21 protein-coding genes and 1 tRNA gene are annotated in these 19596 nt (G+C 70.2%); 8 read left to right on the forward strand and 14 right to left on the reverse strand.

Annotated elements, in window-relative coordinates:
* Position 1 precedes the first annotated feature (1 nt).
* The 5 genes from BU204_RS07170 to BU204_RS07190 all read right to left on the reverse strand — a co-directional run bounded on the left by BU204_RS07170 (position 2) and on the right by BU204_RS07190 (position 6055).
* Positions 2-1522: a peptidoglycan D,D-transpeptidase FtsI family protein gene (locus BU204_RS07170; RefSeq protein ID WP_075124753.1), complete on the reverse strand. Its 1521-nt coding sequence runs from the start codon at positions 1520-1522 to the stop codon at positions 2-4.
* A complete protein-coding gene (locus BU204_RS07175; RefSeq protein WP_075124754.1) occupies positions 1519-2967 on the reverse strand; it encodes an FtsW/RodA/SpoVE family cell cycle protein in 1449 nt (482 codons plus the stop codon). Before BU204_RS07175 ends, BU204_RS07170 begins: the two co-directional genes overlap by 4 nt.
* Positions 2967-4412, reverse strand: coding sequence for a PP2C family protein-serine/threonine phosphatase (locus tag BU204_RS07180; protein WP_075124755.1), 1446 nt, complete (start codon positions 4410-4412; stop codon positions 2967-2969). Before BU204_RS07180 ends, BU204_RS07175 begins: the two co-directional genes overlap by 1 nt.
* A complete protein-coding gene (locus BU204_RS07185) occupies positions 4409-4867 on the reverse strand; it encodes an FHA domain-containing protein FhaB/FipA (protein ID WP_075124756.1) in 459 nt (152 codons plus the stop codon). The genes BU204_RS07180 and BU204_RS07185 overlap by 4 nt, the downstream gene beginning before the upstream one ends.
* An 87-nt stretch (positions 4868-4954) precedes the next feature.
* Positions 4955-6055: a DUF3662 and FHA domain-containing protein gene (locus BU204_RS07190; RefSeq protein ID WP_075124757.1), complete on the reverse strand. Its 1101-nt coding sequence runs from the start codon at positions 6053-6055 to the stop codon at positions 4955-4957.
* A 115-nt stretch (positions 6056-6170) separates the two neighbouring features.
* Between BU204_RS07190 and BU204_RS07195 the strand changes: the two genes are divergently transcribed.
* From BU204_RS07195 to BU204_RS07205, 3 genes are all read left to right on the forward strand, one after another.
* A tRNA-Leu gene (locus tag BU204_RS07195) sits at positions 6171-6253 on the forward strand.
* 381 nt (positions 6254-6634) lie between these two features.
* Positions 6635-7255, forward strand: coding sequence for a hypothetical protein (locus tag BU204_RS07200; protein ID WP_083661087.1), 621 nt, complete (start codon positions 6635-6637; stop codon positions 7253-7255).
* Positions 7255-7902, forward strand: coding sequence for an NAD(P)H-binding protein (locus BU204_RS07205; RefSeq protein WP_075124758.1), 648 nt, complete (start codon positions 7255-7257; stop codon positions 7900-7902). The genes BU204_RS07200 and BU204_RS07205 overlap by 1 nt, the downstream gene beginning before the upstream one ends.
* 8 nt (positions 7903-7910) lie before the next feature.
* On the opposite strand, the gene BU204_RS07210 is transcribed toward BU204_RS07205, so the two are convergent.
* Positions 7911-9230, reverse strand: coding sequence for a D-arabinono-1,4-lactone oxidase (locus BU204_RS07210; protein ID WP_075124841.1), 1320 nt, complete (start codon positions 9228-9230; stop codon positions 7911-7913).
* Between the two features lie 71 nt (positions 9231-9301).
* On the opposite strand from BU204_RS07210, the gene BU204_RS07215 reads away from it, so the two are divergent.
* On the forward strand, positions 9302-10513 hold the full coding sequence (locus tag BU204_RS07215; protein ID WP_075124842.1) for an alanine racemase: 1212 nt from the start codon (positions 9302-9304) through the stop codon (positions 10511-10513).
* 9 nt (positions 10514-10522) lie between these two features.
* Here BU204_RS07215 and BU204_RS07220 read toward each other — a convergent pair whose 3' ends face one another.
* From BU204_RS07220 to BU204_RS07230, 3 genes are all read right to left on the reverse strand, one after another.
* On the reverse strand, positions 10523-11173 hold the full coding sequence (locus BU204_RS07220) for a TetR/AcrR family transcriptional regulator (RefSeq protein WP_075124759.1): 651 nt from the start codon (positions 11171-11173) through the stop codon (positions 10523-10525).
* Between the two features lie 302 nt (positions 11174-11475).
* On the reverse strand, positions 11476-11838 hold the full coding sequence (locus BU204_RS07225) for a hypothetical protein (RefSeq protein WP_075124760.1): 363 nt from the start codon (positions 11836-11838) through the stop codon (positions 11476-11478).
* 14 nt (positions 11839-11852) lie between these two features.
* Positions 11853-12095, reverse strand: coding sequence for a hypothetical protein (locus BU204_RS07230; RefSeq protein WP_075124843.1), 243 nt, complete (start codon positions 12093-12095; stop codon positions 11853-11855).
* A gap of 246 nt (positions 12096-12341) precedes the next feature.
* Between BU204_RS07230 and BU204_RS07235 the strand changes: the two genes are divergently transcribed.
* From BU204_RS07235 to BU204_RS07245, 3 genes are all read left to right on the forward strand, one after another.
* The gene (locus BU204_RS07235) at positions 12342-13721 is read left to right on the forward strand and encodes a helix-turn-helix domain-containing protein (protein ID WP_075124761.1); all 1380 of its coding nucleotides are present in this window, start codon (positions 12342-12344) and stop codon (positions 13719-13721) included.
* A gap of 15 nt (positions 13722-13736) precedes the next feature.
* Positions 13737-14663, forward strand: coding sequence for a phosphotransferase family protein (locus tag BU204_RS07240; protein WP_075124762.1), 927 nt, complete (start codon positions 13737-13739; stop codon positions 14661-14663).
* A gap of 214 nt (positions 14664-14877) precedes the next feature.
* Positions 14878-15168 carry a hypothetical protein gene (locus BU204_RS07245; RefSeq protein WP_233159594.1) on the forward strand — a complete coding sequence of 97 codons (291 nt, stop codon included), beginning with the start codon at positions 14878-14880 and terminating at the stop codon, positions 15166-15168.
* A gap of 149 nt (positions 15169-15317) precedes the next feature.
* On the opposite strand, the gene BU204_RS07250 is transcribed toward BU204_RS07245, so the two are convergent.
* The 5 genes from BU204_RS07250 to BU204_RS07270 all read right to left on the reverse strand — a co-directional run bounded on the left by BU204_RS07250 (position 15318) and on the right by BU204_RS07270 (position 18683).
* Entirely contained in the window at positions 15318-16331 is a 1014-nt protein-coding gene (locus tag BU204_RS07250) for a copper resistance D family protein (RefSeq protein WP_075124763.1), read from the reverse strand.
* 10 nt (positions 16332-16341) lie between these two features.
* The gene (locus tag BU204_RS07255) at positions 16342-16869 is read right to left on the reverse strand and encodes a copper resistance CopC family protein (protein WP_075124764.1); all 528 of its coding nucleotides are present in this window, start codon (positions 16867-16869) and stop codon (positions 16342-16344) included.
* On the reverse strand, positions 16866-17630 hold the full coding sequence (locus BU204_RS07260) for a YcnI family copper-binding membrane protein (RefSeq protein ID WP_075124765.1): 765 nt from the start codon (positions 17628-17630) through the stop codon (positions 16866-16868). Before BU204_RS07260 ends, BU204_RS07255 begins: the two co-directional genes overlap by 4 nt.
* A 71-nt stretch (positions 17631-17701) precedes the next feature.
* The gene (locus BU204_RS07265; RefSeq protein WP_143229341.1) at positions 17702-18241 is read right to left on the reverse strand and encodes a hypothetical protein; all 540 of its coding nucleotides are present in this window, start codon (positions 18239-18241) and stop codon (positions 17702-17704) included.
* A 61-nt stretch (positions 18242-18302) separates the two neighbouring features.
* Positions 18303-18683, reverse strand: a complete 381-nt coding sequence (locus tag BU204_RS07270) for a winged helix-turn-helix transcriptional regulator (RefSeq protein ID WP_075124767.1) — start codon at positions 18681-18683, stop codon at positions 18303-18305.
* A gap of 54 nt (positions 18684-18737) precedes the next feature.
* On the opposite strand from BU204_RS07270, the gene BU204_RS07275 reads away from it, so the two are divergent.
* On the forward strand, positions 18738-19583 hold the full coding sequence (locus BU204_RS07275) for an SDR family oxidoreductase (RefSeq protein WP_075124768.1): 846 nt from the start codon (positions 18738-18740) through the stop codon (positions 19581-19583).
* The last annotated feature ends 13 nt before the right edge of the window (positions 19584-19596 follow it).

A 19596-nucleotide genomic window follows, 5' to 3' on the forward strand; every position in this document is an offset into this window, starting at 1 on the left:
CTCAGTTCCCCCTGGCCAGCGCGGCGTCCATGGTCGCGCGTCCGATGGCGGCCGACACCTTGCCACCGGTGGCCGCGACATCCCTGCTTTCTACCACCACTGCCACGGCAACCTGAGGGTCTTCGGCAGGTGCGAAGGCGACGTACCACGCGAACGGCGGGGTGTTCTTGGGATCGGCGCCGGTCTCCGCGGTTCCGGTCTTCGAGGCCACCTGGATGTCGTCCCGCTTGCCGTCGCCGCCGGTGTGGTCCTCGGACAGGATCATCATGTCCCGCAACGCCTCGGCCGAGCTCGGCGACATCGCGTCACCGACCTCCTCGGCGTGGTAGTCGGAGATGAGCTCCAGGTCCGGCGCGAGGATCTTCTGCACGAGCTGTGGGCGCATCCGGATGCCGTCGTTGGCGATGGTCCCCGCGACGACCGCGTTCTCCAGCGCGGTCACCCGCACGTCCTTCTGGCCGATACCGCTCTGGAACAGCGACGGGCGGTCGGGGATGTTCAGACAGTTGCCGTCGCTCAGCGGTCCGATGCAGGACGGCACGACCGACAGCGGGATCGTCAGGTCGGTCTGCCCGATCCCGAAGCGGACCGCCTGGTCGCGCAGCTTGTCCACCCCCAGCTCGCCGGCCAGCTGGGCGAACGCGGTGTTGCAGGACAGCTCGATGGCGGTCGCCAGCGAGGCGGTCTGGCCGCTGCCGCAGGGGTTGTCGTTGTAGTTGCTCATGCAGCGGGTGCTGCCGTCGGAGGGGTCGCAGGGGTCGCCGGTGAGGACGTCGATTCCGGGCGACGCCATCAGCTGGGTGTCCTTGTCCCGACCGTCCTCGAGCGCGGCGGCCGCCGTGACCAGCTTGAAGGTCGATCCAGGGGTGTAGTTGTCGGAGATCGCCCGGTTCAGCATCGGCTTGTTCGGGTTGTTCTCGTCCCGGTACTGGTTGTAGGTCTTCTCCTGGACGTCCGGGTCGTGGTCGGCGAGCCCGGTCGGGTCGAACGACGGGGTGGACACCATCGCCAGGATCTGCCCGTCGTCCGGCTTGATCGCGACGACCGCGCCCTTGAACTGGTTGCGGGTCATGGCGTCGTAGGCCGCCTTCTGCACCCGCGAGTCGACCGTCAGGACGATGTTGCCGCCGCGCGGGTCCCGCCCGGTGACCAGGTCGGACAGCCGGCGGACGAACAGGCGGTCGTCGGAGCCGTTGAGGATCTCGTCCTCGGCCCGCTCCAGGCCGGTGGCGCCGTAGCGGACCGAGTAGAACCCGGTGACCGGCGCGTACATCGGCCCGTTGGCGTAGGTCCGCTGGAAGCGCAGCCGGTCGTCGGTCGCCTTGACGTTGGCGATGATCTGCTCGTCGGCGGTGATGATCCGACCCCGCTGGCGGGCGTACTCCTCGTAGAGCACGCGTTGGTTCCGGGCGTCGCTGCGGTAGTCGTCGGCGTCGACAAGCTGGATGTAGGTGGTGTTGCCGAGCAGCAGCACGACCATGGCGAGCATGACCAGGCCGACGCGGCGCAACGGGGTGTTCATGAGGGTCGCTCCACCATCACCGTGTGCGCCTCGGCGATCGGCGCCTGCTGGACGGGCTTGGGCTTGGCACCGGTCTGCGGACGGCGTGCGGCGTCGGAGATCCGCAGCAGCAGCGCGATCAACACGTAGTTCGCCAGCAGCGAGGAACCACCGGCGGACAGGAACGGCGCGGTGATGCCGGTCAGCGGGATCAGCGTGGTCACCCCGCCGACGACCAGGAAGATCTGCATGACCAGGGTGAACGAGAGGCCGCCGCCGAGCAGCTTGCCGAAGCTGTCCCGGACCGCGACCGCGCTGCGCATGCCGCGCATGGCCAGCAGCATGTACACCAGCAGCAGTGCGGCCAGCCCGATGAACCCGAGCTCCTCACCGATCGCCGCGGTGATGAAGTCGGAGTTGGCCTGCAGCAGCAGCATCTCCGGGCGGCCCGAGCCGAGCCCGGTGCCGAACATGCCGCCGGTGCCGAACCCGAACAACGCCTGCGCCAGCTGGTAGCCGCCGCCCTCGTAGTTGCCGAACGGGTCCAGCCAGCTCTCCACCCGGCCCTGCACGTGGCCGAACAGCTGGTAGGCCAGCAGGCAGCCGCCGACGAACAGGACGAGCCCGACACCGACCCAGATGAACCGCTCGGTGGCCACGTACAGCAGCGCGAGCACGACGCCGAAGAACAGCAGCGCGGTGCCCAGGTCCTTCTCGAACACCATGATCGCCACGCAGATGCCCCAGGCGAACAGGATCGGGCCCATGTCGCGCGCACGCGGCAGGTCGACCCCGAGGATGCGGCGTCCGGCGACGGTGAACAGGTCCCGCTTGGAGACCAGGAAGGCCGCGAAGAACACCATCAGCAGGATCTTCGCGAACTCACCCGGCTGGATCGAGAAGATGCCGAGCCGAAGCCAGATCTTGGCGCCGTTGACCTCGGACAGGCTCGAGGGCAGCATGCCGGGCAGCGCCAGCAGGACCAGGCCGGCCAGGCCGAACATGTAGGCGTAGCGGGACAGCGTCCGGTGGTCGGGCAGGAACTTCAGCACGGCGATGAACATCACGAGCGCGATCGCCGTCCACAGCACCTGTTTGGGTGCGGCCTCCGACCAGTTGTCGCCGTACCGCTCGGTCAGCGCCAGGTCGATCCGGTAGATCATGACCAGGCCGATCCCGTTCAGCAGCGCGACGCACGGCAGGATCAGCGGGTCGGCGTACGGTGCCCACCGCCGAACCGCGCCGTGCGCGACTGCGAACAGCACCAGGTAGGCCAGGCCGTAGTAGACCAGGCGCATCGTGAGCTGCTGTTCCTGGTTGGCCTCGACCAACATCAGCGCGCCGGTGACCAGGCCGGCCGCGAACGCGAGCATCGCCAGTTCGGTACCGCGCCGGGTCGGAGTCGAACTGCCTGGCGTGTCGCTGCCCTGTGCTGCCAACGACCCCGCTGGCCCCGGCTGAGACATCAGCCCCCGCCCTCGTCCCCGCGTGGCTCGCGGCAGTTGACTCCCGGCTCGGGTTCCTCGGCCTGCGTGCTGGCCGCCGACGAGCTCGCGGCGTTGGCGCCGCTCGACGGGGCCGACGTGGACGTGCCGGCCGTCGCGGGCGGCGCCGAGGTGTTCCTCGGCGTGCTCGTCGGCCGGTTGACCTCGCGCTCCTGCTGCTTCATCAACGAGTCACACGTCGGCAGCGGGTACCTGGTTCGCAGATCCTGGATGAACTGGCGGGCGGCCGGGATGTTGTCGAAGCTCTCGGTGCCGGACCGCACCGTCTCCTGGCCGAGCGGGCGCAGGTCATCGACGTAGAAGCGGTCGCAGGTCGGCGCGTTGGGGTCGCACGAGCCCTGCACCTGGTTGTTCAGTGAGATGCCGAAGACGCTGCCGCGGACTCCTTGGAAGATCGCGATCTCGCCGTCCTCGGCCTCGCCGACGAAGTACTGCTTGTTGACCACGATCCAGGTGGTCACGCTGCCGCCGGCGAGCACGAGCAGCACCAGGAACAGGATCACGAACAGCCGGACCCGCTTGCGCCGCTTGGCCTTGGGGTCCGGTGGGGGCTGGGTGGGCTCCGGTCGGACCGGTTCCATCCTCGGCGCGGTGAGGGCGCCGGCGCGGGAGGCCGGCGAGTCCGGCTGGGGAACCTCGTCCTGTCCGTTGCCGGCGGCACCGCCGACGATCGGGACGTCCTCACCGAAGTCGATGTCGACCACGTCGGCGACGATCACCGTGACGTTGTCCGGCCCACCGCCCTTCAGCGCGAGCTCGATCATCCGGTCGGCGCAGGCCTGCGCGTCCGGGATCTTGATCGTGTCGGCCAGCGTCTCGTGGGTGACCACGCCGGAGAGCCCGTCCGAGCACAGGAGGTACCGGTCGCCGGCCCGCGCCTCCCGGATCATCAGGTTCGGCTCGACCTCGTGCCCGGTGAGCGCCTTGAGCAGCAGCGAGCGCTGCGGATGGGTGGCCGCCTCGTCCTCGGTGATACGACCCTCGTCGATCAGCGACTGGACGAACGTGTCGTCATGGGTGATCTGGGCGAACTGGCCGTTGCGCAGCAGGTAGGCCCGCGAGTCGCCGATGTGCACCAGGCCGATCCGGTTGCCCGCGAACAGGATGGCGGTGAGCGTGGTGCCCATGCCGTCCAGCTCGGGGTCGCTCGCCACGAGCTCGGCTATGGCGCCGTTGCCGGCCTGGGTTGCTTCGCGCAGCTGTCCGAGCAGGTCCTCGCCCGGCTCGTCGTCGTCCAGGGGGGCGAGTGCCGCGATGACTACCTTGCTGGCCACCTCGCCCGCGGCGTGCCCGCCCATTCCGTCGGCGAGTGAGAGCAGGCGAGGGCCGGCGTACACGGAGTCCTGGTTGTTGGAGCGGACCAGGCCCCGGTCGCTGCGGGCCGCATAGCGAAGGACGAGGGTCATGACCGTAGCTCGATCACCGTCTTGCCGATTCGGATCGGGACGCCCAGGGGCACCCGGAGGGGTGCCGTGACCTTAGCCCGGTCCAGGTATGTCCCGTTCGTCGAGCCCAGGTCTTCGACGTACCAGTCGGTTCCGCGCAACGAGATCCTGGCGTGCCGGGTGGACGCGTAGTCGTCGTCCAGCACCAGGGTTGAGTCGTCAGCCCGGCCGATCATGATCGGCCTGCCGTCCAGGGAGATCCTGGTTCCGGCCAGCGCCCCGTGGGTCACCACGAGCTGACGGGGCGCCTTGCCCCGGGTCTTCTTGGCCGCCGACCGGCGGAATCCCGGGACCGAAACGCGTAGGCCGGCCGCTGCGTACAGGTCGGAGCGAACGACCCGCAACGCGGCCAGCACGAACAACCAGAGCAGGGCGAGAAACCCTGCTCTGGTCAGCTGCACAACCAGCTCTGGCACCTGTTGCGAACGCTCCCGCCGGTAGGGGTATGGGTGAGGACCGCATGGCGCTGTGCCTGCGGTGGTCGGGTCTGCCGGTGGCGGCGGTCAGCCCTGGGTGCGGAACACCAGCGACGAGTGTCCGATGCGGATCACATCGCCGTCGGCGAGCTGCCAGGTCTGGACCGGGGTGCCGTTCACCGTCGTCCCGTTGGTGGAGCCGAGGTCAGCGAGTGTCGCACTCTGCCCGTCCCAGGTGATCTCCAGGTGTCGTCTGGAGACCCCGGTGTCCGGCAGCCGGAAGTCGGCGTCCTGTCCGCGACCGACGACGTTGCCGCCCTGCTTGAGCGAGTACGTCCGGTTGGAGCCGTCGTCGAGCTGCAGGCTCGCGTTCAGCTGCCGGGGGCCGGTCTGCACGGCCGGGGGCGCGTAGCCCTGCTGGGCGTAGGGGTCGCCGCCGCCCTGGCCGTAGCCCTGCTGGCCGTAGCCCTGGTCGTAGCCGCCCTGCTGGCCGTAACCCTGTTGGCCGTAGCCCTGGTCGTAGCCGCCCTGCTGGCCGTAGCCCTGCTGGTCGTAGCCGCCCTGCTGGCCATAGCCCTGTTGGCCGTAGCCCTGGTCGTAGCCGCCTTGCTGGCCGTAACCCTGCTGCTGGTCGTAGCCCTGTTGGCCATAGCCCTGCTGGCCGTAGCCCTGATCGTAACCTTGCTGCTGGCCGTAGCCGTACTGCTGACCGTAGGGATCGCCCTCGGGCGGCTGGCCGTAGCCGGGAGGCTGGCTCATGGATCGGTCTCCTGCGTTGCGGGGTGGTGCTGACCGCTGTTTGCCGGATGCCTTCACATCCGGGTCGACGGCCGAGCGTATTCGAAACTGTCCGGTGTGCAGCGCGTCGGAGCGCTCCAGGGAGACTACGACGTCACCATAGGTGTCCCACTGGTGCTCGGAGAGGTACTCCGCCACACAGTCCGCGAGCAGCGCGGTTGTACGGGCCTCGTCCCCGGCGAAGTTCTGGTGGTCGGTCGCGCCGAGCGTCACCACGTAGTGGTTCGGCACGAGTAACCGGCCCCCAGCCAGCTCGCGGACGTTGGCCTCACCTTCACGCAGCAGCGCCTGCGCCACCTCCTGGGGCACCACGCTGCCACCGAACACCCGGGCGAAGGAGTTACCCACGATGTTCTCCAGCTTGCGGTTGAGCCGCTCCCCGATGCCCATGGGTACCTCCTTCCAGACGAGTGCTCCTTGTTCGATCGTATCCGGGTACGGCGCGTAGGACAGTGCGATGTGCAAACCCGCTCGTGGACCGTGTAGGCTTCGCGTCGTTCCACTCGGGCGAGTGGCGGAATGGCAGACGCGCACGGTTCAGGTCCGTGTGTCCGTAAGGACGTGGGGGTTCAACTCCCCCCTCGCCCACAACCCTTGGCCGGCAGGTCGTTCGCGGAGGTCGCGGACCTGCCGGCTCGGTCATATCCGGACCTCGTCGCCGGCGTTCCCACGCCCGACGACCAGTTGCACTGAGCAACTCCGTCCGGTCGGGAGCACGGAATTCCGGGCCTCGGCGGCGTCGACCGCCCGACTGTCGACTCACCCAGACGGCCGCACTGCCGCGCCGAACTTCTGATACCGGTCGTCGACCGGTTAACGCCCCCGGGGCGCCGTCGGTCGCAGGAGGACCTGCCTCGTCTGCGTCTGCACGTGCACCACCTGGTAGGCCAGACATGTACCAGGAAACGCCGCGCTTGGCAGGGGATGGCGAGCCGATAAGCGCGACGGTAAATGGAGAGGGCTGAGTTCGTGACGGGCATTCCAGGGCGCGCGGCTGCGGCAGTGGACAACCTGACGGCTGTGCCGTCACCTCTTGTCCCTCCCGTGGAGCTGCCCGCGCAGGTCGACGAGCTGGCCGCCACCGCGGCGCGCGAGCTCGGTTGGCAGGGGGTTGTGTTGCCGGAGATGAAGCTGCTCGGCCGCAGGGTCTGTCTTGTGGCGCAGCTCATCCCGGACGCGCATGCCGAACGAATCTGCCTCGGCCAGGGGCCGGAGGTCGACCGGGCGACCGTGTCCACCTGGGTCTGGCCGGAGTTCTGCGGCCGGGTCCCGGAGCCGGCCGTTCGCGTGGTGGGGGTGCTCGCCGTCGCTCGGCACTGGCGGACCGGCCTCGTCAACGCGGTGCCGTTCCTCCGCTGGTCCGACGCGGCGATGGTGCTCCCGATGTCGGTCGTGCTGACCAATGACTACCTGGTCAACTGTCTGCCGCGGGCCCGGGCCTACGGCGTGGGCGTGATCAGCTCCGCACCCGGTCCCGACGTCGACCTTGATCTGCCGGGGCGCGGTGAGCGGGCTCCGGCGCCGGTGGACGGCACCCAGCGGTGGCTGACCGAGCTGGCCTACGAGCAGATCCTGGCCACCGCCGCCTGATGCGCGTGGTCATCGCCGGTGGGCACGGCAAGATCGCGTTGCTGCTCACTGCCCGGCTCGCCGCTCGCGGTGACACGGTCATCGGACTGGTGCGCAATCCGGACCACGTCGGCGACGTGCGCGCGGCCGGCGGTGATGCCCTCGTACTCGACCTCGAGTCGACTCCGGTCGAGGAGGTCGCGGCCGCGGTCACCGGGGCCGACGCGCTGGTGTTCGCCGCCGGTGCCGGCCCGGGCAGCGGCGCGGCCCGCAAGGACACCGTCGACCGGGCCGCTTCCGTGCTCGCCGCCGACGCGGCCGAGCAAGCGGGAGTCCGCCGCTTCGTCCAGGTCAGCGCGATGGGTCTGGACCGCGCGGACGACCCGGACACCGAGCCCGTCTTCGGCGCATACCTTCGCGCCAAGGCCGCCGCCGAGCAGGACCTGACCGCTCGCACCCTGGACTGGACGATCCTGCGCCCCGGCCACCTCACCGACGAGCCGGCGACCGGCCTCGTCGAGCTGGGAACGAGCGTCACACCGGGCAGCGTCCCCAGGGACGACGTCGCCGCCGTGTTGGTTGCTTTGTTGGACGCGCCACACACCGCTGGGCAGGTGTTGGAGCTCGTCGGCGGCGACACGCCGGTCGAGGACTCCCTGCGCGGCTAGGACGTGCGCTAGGGCTTCTCCGCTGCCTTTCCCAGCACTCGGTCCAGGTACGGGTTGCTGAACGTGCCGGCCGGGTCGAGTTCGGCGCGGAGCGCGACGAAATCGTCGAACCGGGGATACCGCTCACGTAGCGTGGCCGCGTCCAGGGAGTGCATCTTCCCCCAGTGCGGTCGGCCACCGACAGCACCGGCCACCGACTCGAACAGGTCGAAGTACTCCCGGTAGGGCATGCCGACGAACTGGTGCACCGCGATGTAGGCCGAGTCGCGCTGGTAGGCGGTGGACAACCAGATGTCGTCGGCCGCGGCGACCCGGATCTCCGCCGGAAACATCACCGGGTCCGCCAGCCTGGGCACCCGCGCCCGCAGTTCGGCGAGCACCTCCCCGAGTGCCGCGCGGGGAACCGCGTACTCCGACTCGACGAACCGCACGTTCCGGTTGGTCGCGAACACCCGGTGCGAGACGTCGGAGTACGACCGCGTCGAGAGCGCGGAGGAGGACAGCCGGTTCAGCGGCGCCACCAGCCCCGGCACCGCGCGACCGACCCGGCACAGCGTCCCGAACGCCGTGTTCTCCATCAGGCGGTACTCGACGAACCGGCGAGCCCGGGACAGCGGCCGCGGCGAGGTCCCCGCCGGCAGCCGGTTGTTCCGCTTCGTGAGCGCGTAGCGGCCGTAGGGGAACCAGTAGAACTCGAAGTGGTCGTTGGTCGCGCAGTTCTCCTCCAGCGCCGCGAGCACCTCCTCCAGCGGCTCGGGCCGCTCCTGGGCCTCCAGCACGAACGACGGCTCGGTTCGCAGCGTCACGGTGGAGATCACGCCCAGTGCGCCGAGCCCGACCCGGGCGGCGGCGAACAGCTCGGGCCGCTCGTCCGCCGAGCAGGTCGTCACCGATCCGTCGGCCAGCACCAGCTGGAGCGCCGCGACCTGGGTGGCCATCCCGCCGAACCGGGCACCGGTGCCGTGGGTCCCGGTCGAGATGGCTCCCGCGATCGTCTGCGCGTCGATGTCGCCGAGGTTGGTCATCGCGAGGCCGAGCCGGTCCAGCTCGGCGTTGAGCTCGCGCAGCGTGGTGCCGGCGCGCACCGTGACCAGGCCGCTGTCCTGGTCGGCGGACACCACACCGGTCCAGTTGGTGAGGTCCAGCGCGAGGTCGTGAGCGGCGGCGACGGCGGTGAACGAGTGCCCGCTGCCGCGGGCCCGGACGGTCCCGCCGGCCTGTGCCGCCGCGCGCACGGCACTGCTCAGCTCCTCGAGGTGGCGGGGCCGACTGACACCGGTAGCCACCGCGGCCTCGGTCCCGGCCCAGTTGCGCCAGGCTGTGGACAGAGGTGCTGTGGACGGAGGTGCTGGGGACGGAGGGGCTGCCAAGGATCCTCCCGGGGTCGTACGGTTGGCGCGTGCCGGAGGCCGAGCAGCTCAACACCGCGACCAAGCACCTCGACGCGCCGTTCGCCGTCGTCGATCTGGAGGCATTCGACCACAACGCGAGTGAGTTGGTGCGCCGCGCCGCCGGTCGGCCGATCCGGGTGGCGAGCAAGTCGGTCCGCTGCCGGTTCCTGCTGGAGCGGGTGCTGCGCCGACCGGGCTTCGCCGGGGTTATGGCGTACTCGCTGCCCGAGGCGCTGTGGCTGGCCGGTGAGTGGGCCGGCACGGACCTCGCGGACACCGACATCCTGGTCGCCTACCCGACCGTCGACCACACCGCGCTGCGGGCCCTGGCCGCGGACCCGCACGCCCGGGCGCGGATCTCGGTCGTCATCGACTCGACGGCCCACCTCGACCTGGTGGACGCCGCGTTGGGGGCGGGACACCCCGACGTCCGGGTGTGCCTCGAGCTGGACGTGTCGTGGCGCCCTCTGCTCGGTCGGGACCTCGCCCACGTCGGCACCCGCCGCTCACCGGTCTTCGGGCCGGGGCAGGCGGGAGCCCTGGCCGCGGCGGTGGCCTCGCGACCGGGGTTCGAGCTGGTCGGGTTGATGGGCTACGAGGGCCAGATCGCCGGGCTCGGGGACAACCCGCGCGGCCGGCCGCTGCTGGGTGCCGTCCTGCGGTGGATGCAGGCCCGCTCGGCAGCGGAGCTGACCGGACGTCGTGCCGACGCGGTCGCCGCCGTCCGAGCCGTGGCGGACCTGGAGTTCGTCAACGGCGGTGGCACCGGCAGCATCGAGACCACCGGCCAGGACACCTCGGTCACCGAGGTCGCCGCCGGGTCCGGGTTGATCGGCCCGACCCTGTTCGACAACTACCGCCGCTTCGCGCCCGCGCCGGCCGCGCTGTTCGCGCTGCCGGTGGTGCGCAAGCCCAGGCGGGGGATCGCGACGGTCTTCGGCGGCGGCTACATCGCCTCGGGACCGGCCGGCAAGGACCGCCTGCCCAGCCCGTACCTGCCGGCCGGGCTGTCCCTGCTCGGGCCGGAGGGCGCTGGCGAGGTGCAGACCCCGGTGGCCGGTCGGGCGGCACGCGGGTTACGGGTGGGCGACCGGGTGTGGTTCCGCCACACCAAGGCCGGTGAGCTCGCCGAGCGGTTCACCGAGTACCACCTCGTCGAGGGCGACCGGGTGACCGCGACCGTGCCCACCTACCGGGGCGAGGGGCGCTGCTTCGGCTAGGGCGCTTCCTCAGGCGTGCTGGTCGTGCTGTTCGGCGAGGTAGGCGCGGACGACTCGCTTGGCCTCGTCGATCATGTCCTGCTCGCCGAACAGCTTGCGGCGGAAGGCGAGCGCGAGGATGGTGTCGCCGATGTCGTTGGCGATGGTGATCTGCCGGAAGAGGCTCTCGACCGGGAGGTTCGCCTTCGTCGAGATGAGGCCGGCGAGCTTCTCGGCGATGACCGTGTTGTTGTCCCGCTCGTCCTCGATGAACCGCATGTCGATCACGTCACCGAAGCGGACCCGGGAGAACCCGGGGATCGTGCGGTACATCTCGACATAGATGTCGATGACCGTGTCGACGCCGTCCCACCAGTGCTCGAGGCTGGCCCAGTCGAGGCGACGGTCGATCTCGGCCGTGAAGTGGTCGAGGTTGCGCTTGGTGAGAGCCTGCACGACGGCGCGCTTGTCAGGGAAGAACTGGTAGAGCGAGCCGACGGCCACCCCGGCGCGCTCGGCGATCAGCGTCGTGGTGACGCCGTCGTAGCCGAGCTCGTCGATCAACGCCGCGCATGCCTCAAGCATGAGCTCGACGCGTTTCGCACTGCGCTGCTGAACTGGTTGCTTTCGCAACGATACAGATGTTGCCACACGTTCTCCTAGACCCGGACCTATCCCCATGGTGCCCAAGATGGGTCGCGAGCTCCACAGAACTTTGTACACGAAAAATCGTCGGAAACGACCATTGAAGTGCGGAAATACAGAACGACCCCGCCGGCGGGAGCGCTGGCGGGGTCGCCCGAAGTGGAGCCGCGAACCGATGCTGGTCGGGGGAGGGGGAGTACAACAGCACCGGTTCGCGGAGACTGGGGGTTATCCAGTGGATACCTGTTGAGTTGTCACCTGGGCGGCTCGTGCGAGTTCACAGTCTGGCTGTTCGCACTGTGTCTGTTCAGGTTGTGACTGTTCGTGCGATGAGCGGCTCAGCGGGCGTTCGCGAGCCGGCCGGGCGCCGAGGACTGGCGGGTCTTCGCCTTCTTCTCGGCGTGCCGGGCGTTGCTCTGGCTCGGGGCGAGACCACCGGCGACCAGGTGCTCGTAGGCCGCCTGCCACACCGAACACGGGGCCTTCTGCTGCCGCCAGCGGGTCGAGCAGACGGGGCAGTTGCCCTTCTCGTCCGGTTCGTGGGCGGCGAGCATGGCACGCCAGCCCTCGGTGAGCCGGGGCAGTTCGGAGCGGGCCACCGAAAGCAGGGACGGCGCGTCGGCGCGGTTGGCGAGCTCGGAGAGCATGTCGAGTCGCTCCCACACCGCGTTGCGCAGTACCTGCCCGAGTATCTCGTCCATCGGAGGAGTCACCGTTACCTTTCCGCCTGCTCGGCGGCCTCGCGAAGCGCGTTACGAAGCTGGCCGAGCTGGCCGGCCGTGAGGACCGCGGTTTCGCCCGGCGGTCCTACCAGGACCACCCGATTGCGTTCGACGAGCACGGTGAGGCAGCGCTCACGGTTGACGATGTCACCGCAACTGATGCGCCACACCTGGCGACCGAGGGCGGATCCGTGCAGCTCACCGTGGTGCTCCTGGCCCTGTTCGGCCGTGAGCACCGGGCTTGCCGCGGTCGTGACCAGCTCCACCGTCTCGGATTCCCTCCGTGCTCGTACGCTTACAAGCAACTACATTGGTGCCTGAGAGCTCAGATTGGTGCGCTACAGCGCCGATCGGTGGCCGCTCCACGGTGAGCGGTCGCGGAACTTCGGTCGGACCGATCAGGTTCGCCGATTCGGACTTCTCGCGGCTTGTGAAGTGCGCATACATTGCTGCTGACGCCCAGCGGACTGTGAGGGGGCGGAATGAACTCCATCGGATCTCAGAGCTCTTCCGTTACACGTGAGGTGTGGGAAGACCAGGAGATGCGGAACGCGCTGGCGGCGCGGGAGGTCAGCACGATCTACAAGCTGCTGCGGCGTAAAGGTGTCTCACAACGCCAGATCGCCGCTATGACCGGTCAGTCACAGTCCGAGGTGTCGGAGATCCTCAAGGGTCGTCAGGTCATGGCCTACGACGTCCTTGTGCGGATCGCCGACGGCCTGGGTGTCCCGAGGGGATACATGGGCCTCGCGTACGACGAAGTCACGGCCGCGAGAGTGGCCGAGACGCGCGAAGCCCCGGAGGCTGAGGAGCCGGAGAACGTGAAGCGTCGCAAGTTCCTTGCGCATGCCGCCGCGGTAGCGGTGGGTGCGCATGTGCTCGGCGCGGACTCAGGATCGTGGGTGTCCAACCCTGTGTTGACCCCCGCTCCTGGGCGGATCGGGATGACCGATGTTCGGCAGGTCGAGGCGGCCACGAGGGCGCTTCGGTCGTTGGACTACCAGTACGGGGGCGGCTTCTGCCGGGACGCGGTGGTGGCCCAGTTGTCCTGGGGGCAACAGATGCTCAGCGCGTCCGGCACGGACGTGGTCAAGCAGCGGCTGCACGTGGCGCTGGCTGACCTGCACAACCTTGCCGGCTGGACGTCGTTCGACATCGGTCTGATCGACTCGGCGCGCAACCACTTCGGTCGCGCGCTCGAGCTGGCGAAGGCGGGGGACTCCAACCAGTTGGTGGCCAACATCCTGTACCGGATGGGCCGGGTCTACCTGCACAAGGACTCGCCGGATGACGCGCTGAAGATGTTCCAGCTCGGCCAGATCGCCGCCCAGGAGTCGGGCTCCGAGCTCGCGGTGGCCGTGATCTGCGCCAACCAGGCGTGGGCCTACGCGATGATGGGTCACGAGGAGCAGACGATGAAGCTCATCGGCCGCACCCGTGACGAGTTCGCGCGGGCCAACGCGGCCGAGGCAGAGGACTGGGTGAAGTTCTTCAACGAGGACGACGTCTACGCCATGATCGGCACCGTGCACACGGTGCTGGCCCAGCAGGTGGACACGAAGCACACGAAGTTCGCCATCCCGGCACTGCACCGGGCGATCAGCTCCTACGGCGACGACATGGCCAGGAGCAAGGCGTTCAACCTGAGCTTCCTGGCTACCAACCACCTGCTCGACGGGGACATCGACCACGGAGCGAAGATCGGTCACCAGGCCGTTGACCTGGCCCAACACCTGAAATCGCGCCGCGTTCGGGACCGTTTGCTCCCGCTGAAGGAAGAGGCGGACAAGCGCCGCAACTACACCGACGCCCGGGAGTTGGCCGACAGCATCGGCAGGTTCTACGAAGCGGACGTCTCCTGACCGGCGGGCGGCACGATGGCCCCGACGTCCACGTCGGACACGGCACCCGACCGACGTGGTCAGTTCTCACCTGACGGTCTGGCTGCCGCGCTCGTCGAGGTGTGCGCGATCGCCGGGCTCGACCCGGCCGGTGCCCGGCTCGTCCGCTGCACGAACAACGCGGTCTTCGAGCTGGCCCGGCACCCGGTGGTGGTCCGCATCGTGGCCTCCAACGCGCTGCGCCACCGCGTGGACAAGGTGGTCCGGGTGGCGACCTGGCTCGCCGAGCACGAGGTTCCCGCGGTTCGGCTCGTGCCGGGAATCGTGCAGCCGGTGTACGCCGGCGAGTACCTCGCGACCGTGTGGGAGGCGGTGCCCCAGGGTGGGCGCCGCCCCCGCGGCCGTGACCTGGCGAAACTCCTGCACCGCCTGCACGCCCTGCCGGAGCCGTCCTTCCGGCTGCCGGACTGGCAGCCGCTCGACGACGTGCGCCGCCGCATCGGCGAGGCCGACGGCCTGGGCGCGGCCGAGCTCGCCTTTCTTCTGAATCGATGCGACGAGGTGAGCGAGCGACTGGAGGCGGCGGAGTTCACGCTCCCGCCGGTGCTGCTGCACGGCGACGCGCACCTGGGCAACGTCATCCCGTCGCCGCTCGGCCCCGTGCTCTGCGACTTCGACTCGGCCAGCCGCGGCCCCCTCGAGTGGGATCTGACCCCGCTGGCCGTCGGTGTGGTCCGCTTCGGCGAGCCGGCCGGGCGGTATCGGGAGTTCGTCCGGACCTACGGGGTCGACGTGACCACCTCCCCGACGTTCGAGGTGCTGCGGGAGGTCCGGGAGCTGAAGCTCATCACGAGCGTGCTCCCCATCCTGTCGAGTCGCCCGGAGGTGCGGCCGGAGCTGTTCCGTCGCCTCGACGATGTACGGAGGGGTGACAGCTCCGCCCGCTGGGCACGCTACACGTAGCCCACACGGGTGGCTCACCCGTAACGCTACGGAGCGGAGCGTCGATCTCCTGGTGGACGCCACGAGTCGAAGGCGTTTCCGCAGGTCGCGTGGTTTTCTTGATCCCGAGGGGGACAGGAGAAGCGTTCACGTGCACCGACGCGCTACGCTCTGTCGTAGCTGGCCATTCCGCTCCCCGAACGAGGTGTTCATCCCGGTGGCTACGCGAAGGGTTGTGACGAGGTCGCGACGAAGCGCACGTCGGGCGCTGGCGGCCGCGCGCATGCTCGACCAGGTCGTGGCAACCCAGCTGCCGCTGGTGGGCGGTCTGCCCGAGGCGAGCCGCCACCGCACCGCGGACTTCCTTGCCGAGCTTGTCCTGCTCTCCCAGGCCTACCGGCACCACGCCGCCGGCTGGATCTCGCGACGGGAGCTGGCCGACCGGGGCGCCGCCGCCGTGTCCCGGATCGAGGTAATCAGAGGCCGTTCGTCGGTTCCTACGGGGCAGTTCACCGAACGGGACTGACCATTCGTCGTTACGGTTTTCCCTGTTTTTGAGCCGTGTGATCTTTCACACAAGGGGGGTTTTGTCGACGAACGGCATTCTCTGGCCGTTCGCCGTTTCGACCGCCGAGAAATGCAACTTTCCCGAGGACTCCGACGTCGGGCGGCGCCTCAGCCGACCGGAGCTCGCGCGAGGACCACGCCGAAGCCGATGGCCAGGCCCATCACCGCGAGCTCGAGCATCGCCCAGGTCGCGAGCGCCGTGCGCTGCTGGCGGAGGACGGCCGGCAGCAGGCGCCAGCGGATCCTGGCGCCCACGGCCGCGAGCAGGCCCAGGCAGGTGAGCTTGAGCAGGACCAGCACGCCGTACGCGGTGCCGAACAATGCGTCGGTCAGGCTTCGGGCCGCGGTCAGCTCGACCAGACCGTTGAACACGCCGGTGACCGCGACCACCGCGATGCACACGGTGGCCAGGGTGGAGAACCGTGGCAGCGCGGTGGCGAGCAGGGCTCGGTGTGCGGCCAGCAGGACCACGACCGCTCCGAGCCCGCCGGTCCAGCCCGCGGCCGCGAGTACGTGGAGCTCCAGCGAGATCGTGCTGAGGTCCTGCCACCTGGCGCTGGTCGCGTGGCCGGTGACCGCCATGGGGAGCAGGGCGAACAGGGCGACAGCGGTACGAAGCTCGGGCGGAACCCGGTCCCCGGTCTTCACCGCGGCCAGGCCGAGACCGAACGAAACCAGCGCCAGCGCGGCCACGAACACCAGGGCCTTCCCCGCCCCCACGCGCGCGACGTAGTCCAGCACCGCCGCCGGCGACACGCCCGGCCCCGGCTTCACCTCCGCGGTCTGCATCACCAGCGCGACCAGTGCGCACACCGCCCAGACCAGGGCGGAGACCGCGCCGGCCCGCCGCGCGCCGGCCAGCACCGCCTCGGCTCGGGTCCGACGGTGCTGGCCGACCAGGATCGGCAACAGGCTCAACCCGACGGTGGCCACCGCTGCCACGTCCAGCAGCACCCGCACGACCGGCAGGCCGTACCGGACCACCGCGTCCGGCTCGGTGACCCCGGGCACCGGGGCGGCGAGGGTGAGCACCAACCCGCACAACGTGCCGGCCAGTGCACCTCCCACCAGGACGGTGACTGGGGGGAACCGAAAGGACGCGGTGGTCCGGGCCCGGGTCATCGCAGTGGGCTCACCGGCCCTGCCCGCCGATGCGCAGGGCGACGGTGAGGCCGGCGCCGAGCAGGACGACCGCCCCGAGGATCCACACCCAGATCGGGAGACCGCCCTCGTCGGTCTCGGCCGTGGCCTCGCCGTCGCTCGCCGTGCTGGCGGCGGGGGTGCCGTCGCCAGCCTTGGCGAGGGTGAACGTGACCTCACCGCTGACCGGGTGGCCGTCGGCCGACAGGATGCGGTACCCGATCCGGTAGGTCCCGGTGGGACCGAGATCGGAGAGGGGTGCGCTGACCACGTTGCTCGCCACGGCGGCCGGGCCGACCGTCCAGTTCGTACCCTCCGGGCCGGTCACGGCGATCGTGTTCAGGCCCTCGCCGGTCTGTACGGGTTGGTCGAATGTCAGCTCGATCGTGGACGGGCTCTCCTGGACCGTCGACTCGTTGGCCGGGTTGCTCCCGATCAACGAGTTGTGCGCGAACGCCGGGGTGGCGTGCCCGACCAGCGCCAGGCACGCCACCACGACAACGGAGACGAAGCGCCTCACTGCTGCCCGCCGGCCGCCCGCCGGGCTCGCATCGTCGCACCGACGCCGAAGCCCAGCCCGAGCGCACCGACCACGAGGCCAGCGCCGCCCAGCCAACGGGCCGTGTCGTCGCTGGCCGAGGACGCCGCGGCGGTGTCGTTGGCAGCGTCGTCACCGCCGTCGCCCGACTGCTCGTTGCCGGCCGGAGCGGCCGCGCCGTCCTCGTCCTCCTCGGCGGCCGGGGCCAGCTTGATCACCGGTGCCGGGTGCTCGGGCTCCTCCCCACCCTCGACCGGGGGCTCCTCCCAGGCGACGACCTTGTTGTTGTCGTAGGTCTGGATCGCCGGGATGACCAGCTGGTCGACCTTCGGCAGCGGGCCGGCGGAGAGCGCGAACTCGGCGAACTCGCCGGGCCCGATCCGCGTACCGGGCTTCGCGGTCCAGGTGACGGTGCTCGCCGCCTCGGTGATCTCGGTTCCGTGCGACTCGATGGGCTCGGCCAGCTTCGCCTTGGTGATCTTCGCGGTCCAGCCGGCCATCGGCGAGGTGCGGACCGAGCTCATCGGGGCGTCGGCCGGCAGCTTGATCTCGAGCTTGACGGTGCCGGCCGCGTCGTCCTCGTTCGGAACCCGAAAGGTGATCTTGCTGTAGGAGCCCTGCTCGGCGGACTCGCCGATGATGCGGGCGGTGACGTGGGCGGACGCGACGCCGCTGCTGAGCAGGACGATCGCGCCGGTGGCGGCGGCGAGTACGCCGGCGCGCCGGAACCCGTTGGTGGACATGTCTCGAACACTCCTGAAGATGGTTGCGTGACGGCGCGACCGACCGGACGCGCCGTGGGGAACGGCTGGGTTCAGGAGTGGAGCGGGGGGCCGCGGCGCTGGCTGACCCTGCGCAGCAGGACGTCGAGCAGGATGCCCGGCCGCGCGGGGTAGCGGGCCGGCGCCGGGCGGCGGGGACCGGCGGGCGGGCCGGCGGACAGCGCCTGGAGCCGGCCGACCAGCCAGCGCACGGCGGCGGCGACCGCCGCCGTCGCGCTTCCGGCGCGGACCAGCAGGACCGCGGTCAGCACGGTGGCCACGGCGTGGGCGGCGAACATGACCCAGCCGTCCACCGCGGCCGCCGGCTGGTGCACGTGTGCGACCTCGGTGAGCAGCACGTGCTGGGTCGCCTGGGTGGTGCCGAGCACGGCGACCAGGGTGAGCAGCCCGCCGCGGCGGGCCAGCGACGTCCCGCCCCAGGCGAGAACGGTGGTCAGCAACGCGGTCAGCGCGGAGTCGGACAGGCTGCCGCCCGCGCCGGCGTGTGCGGTGATGGCCAGTGCGGCCGTACACACGGCGAGCAACCACGATGGTGCGCCGTGCGCACTGTCCGTGGTCGATCGCCGGCCCATGGCGACCAAGCCTAGACGGGGGACTCCCCGGCGGACCAGACAGTTCAACGAGGTGCGCGCGTTACCCCCGGCGCCCGTCGTACCCGGCTCGGGCGGCCAGCACGTCGGGCATGCGCCCCTCCAGGAGCTCGATCAGCTCGAGTAGCTTCGCCGCCACGTCGGCGCCGAGCGGCGACAGGCTGTACTCGACGTGTGGCGGGATCGTCGGCCGTGCCTCGCGCCGGACGAGACCGTCCCGTTCCAGGGCCTGCAGGGTCTGGCTGAGCATCTTCTCGCTGATCCCGGCGACGCGCCGGCGCAGCGCGTTGAACCGGATCGTGCCGTCGAGCAGGGCGACCAGCGCCAGAACCCCCCAGCGGCCCGTGGCGTGCTCGAGCGTCTCGCGAGAGGGGCACTCCCGGGCGAAGACGTCGAACATCACGTCGTCGACAGCGTCGGTCATGCGCTCTATGGTAGTACTAACTTCTAGAAAGTACTTACCGAAGGAGAGCAGTAGATGATCCTCGTTACCGGTGCCAGCGGTCCGCTCGGTCGCCTCGTCGTCGTTGGGTTGCCCACGGACCAGGTCATCGCCGGCGCCCGTAGGCCGCAGGCGGTCGCCGACCTCGGCGTCCAGGTGCGCGAGCTCGACTACGACCGCGCGGAGACCATCGACCTGGACGGGGTGGACACGCTGCTGCTGATCTCGGGCAACGCGATCGGCCGGCGCGTCGAGCAGCATGGTGCGGTCGTCGACGCCGCGAAGCGGGCCGGGGTGGGGCACATCGTCTACACCAGCGCCCCGCACGCCGACGCCACCGAGCTCGTCGTCGCGCCGGAGCACCGGGCGACCGAGGAGATCATCCGGGCCAGCGGCATTCCGTTCACTTTCCTGCGCAACGGCTGGTACCACGAGAACTACACCGAGACGATCGCCCGTGCCGCGGAGACCGGCGAGATCGTCGGCAGCGCGGGCGACGGGCGGGTCGCGAGCGCGGCCAGGGCGGACTTCGCGGCCGCGGCGGTCGCCGTGCTCACCGCGAACGGTCGCTACGAGAACGCCGTCCTCGAGCTGACCGGCGACCGCGCCTGGAGCCTCCCCGAGCTGGCGGCCGAGATCGCCGAGGTGACCGGGCGGCCGGTGGAGTACCGAGACCTCACCCCGGACGAGCACCGTGCCCACCTCGAGGCGACGGGCACCCCCGCCGAGGTCGCCGGCTTCGTCGTCGCGCTCGAGCAGAACATCGCCGCCGGCCTGCTCGCGCACACGCCGGGCGAGCTGCGCGAGCTGATCGGCCGGCCCACGACGCCGCTCCGGGCGGCGGTCGCCGAGGCGCTGGCCGGGGTGCCTGCTGGTCGGTAGCCGCACGTGTCCG

This window comes from Actinophytocola xanthii, from assembly GCF_001921205.1.
Classification (GTDB): Bacteria; Actinomycetota; Actinomycetes; order Mycobacteriales; family Pseudonocardiaceae; genus Actinophytocola; species Actinophytocola xanthii.

What these genes read in the sequence shown, in the direction of transcription:
- BU204_RS07170 (WP_075124753.1), bottom strand. Translation starts at nt 1,522, where the DNA reads ATGAACACCCCGTTGCGCCGCGTCGGCCTGGTCATGCTCGCCATGGTC.
- BU204_RS07225 (WP_075124760.1), bottom strand. Translation starts at nt 11,838, where the DNA reads ATGGACGAGATACTCGGGCAGGTACTGCGCAACGCGGTGTGGGAGCGA.
- BU204_RS07175 (WP_075124754.1), bottom strand. Translation starts at nt 2,967, where the DNA reads ATGTCTCAGCCGGGGCCAGCGGGGTCGTTGGCAGCACAGGGCAGCGAC.
- BU204_RS07235 (WP_075124761.1), top strand. Translation starts at nt 12,342, where the DNA reads ATGAACTCCATCGGATCTCAGAGCTCTTCCGTTACACGTGAGGTGTGG.
- BU204_RS07265 (WP_143229341.1), bottom strand. Translation starts at nt 18,241, where the DNA reads ATGGGCCGGCGATCGACCACGGACAGTGCGCACGGCGCACCATCGTGG.
- BU204_RS07180 (WP_075124755.1), bottom strand. Translation starts at nt 4,412, where the DNA reads ATGACCCTCGTCCTTCGCTATGCGGCCCGCAGCGACCGGGGCCTGGTC.
- BU204_RS07220 (WP_075124759.1), bottom strand. Translation starts at nt 11,173, where the DNA reads ATGGGGATAGGTCCGGGTCTAGGAGAACGTGTGGCAACATCTGTATCG.
- BU204_RS07275 (WP_075124768.1), top strand. Translation starts at nt 18,738, where the DNA reads ATGATCCTCGTTACCGGTGCCAGCGGTCCGCTCGGTCGCCTCGTCGTC.
- BU204_RS07260 (WP_075124765.1), bottom strand. Translation starts at nt 17,630, where the DNA reads ATGTCCACCAACGGGTTCCGGCGCGCCGGCGTACTCGCCGCCGCCACC.
- BU204_RS07205 (WP_075124758.1), top strand. Translation starts at nt 7,255, where the DNA reads ATGCGCGTGGTCATCGCCGGTGGGCACGGCAAGATCGCGTTGCTGCTC.
- BU204_RS07190 (WP_075124757.1), bottom strand. Translation starts at nt 6,055, where the DNA reads ATGGGCATCGGGGAGCGGCTCAACCGCAAGCTGGAGAACATCGTGGGT.
- BU204_RS07270 (WP_075124767.1), bottom strand. Translation starts at nt 18,683, where the DNA reads ATGACCGACGCTGTCGACGACGTGATGTTCGACGTCTTCGCCCGGGAG.
- BU204_RS07250 (WP_075124763.1), bottom strand. Translation starts at nt 16,331, where the DNA reads ATGACCCGGGCCCGGACCACCGCGTCCTTTCGGTTCCCCCCAGTCACC.
- BU204_RS07240 (WP_075124762.1), top strand. Translation starts at nt 13,737, where the DNA reads ATGGCCCCGACGTCCACGTCGGACACGGCACCCGACCGACGTGGTCAG.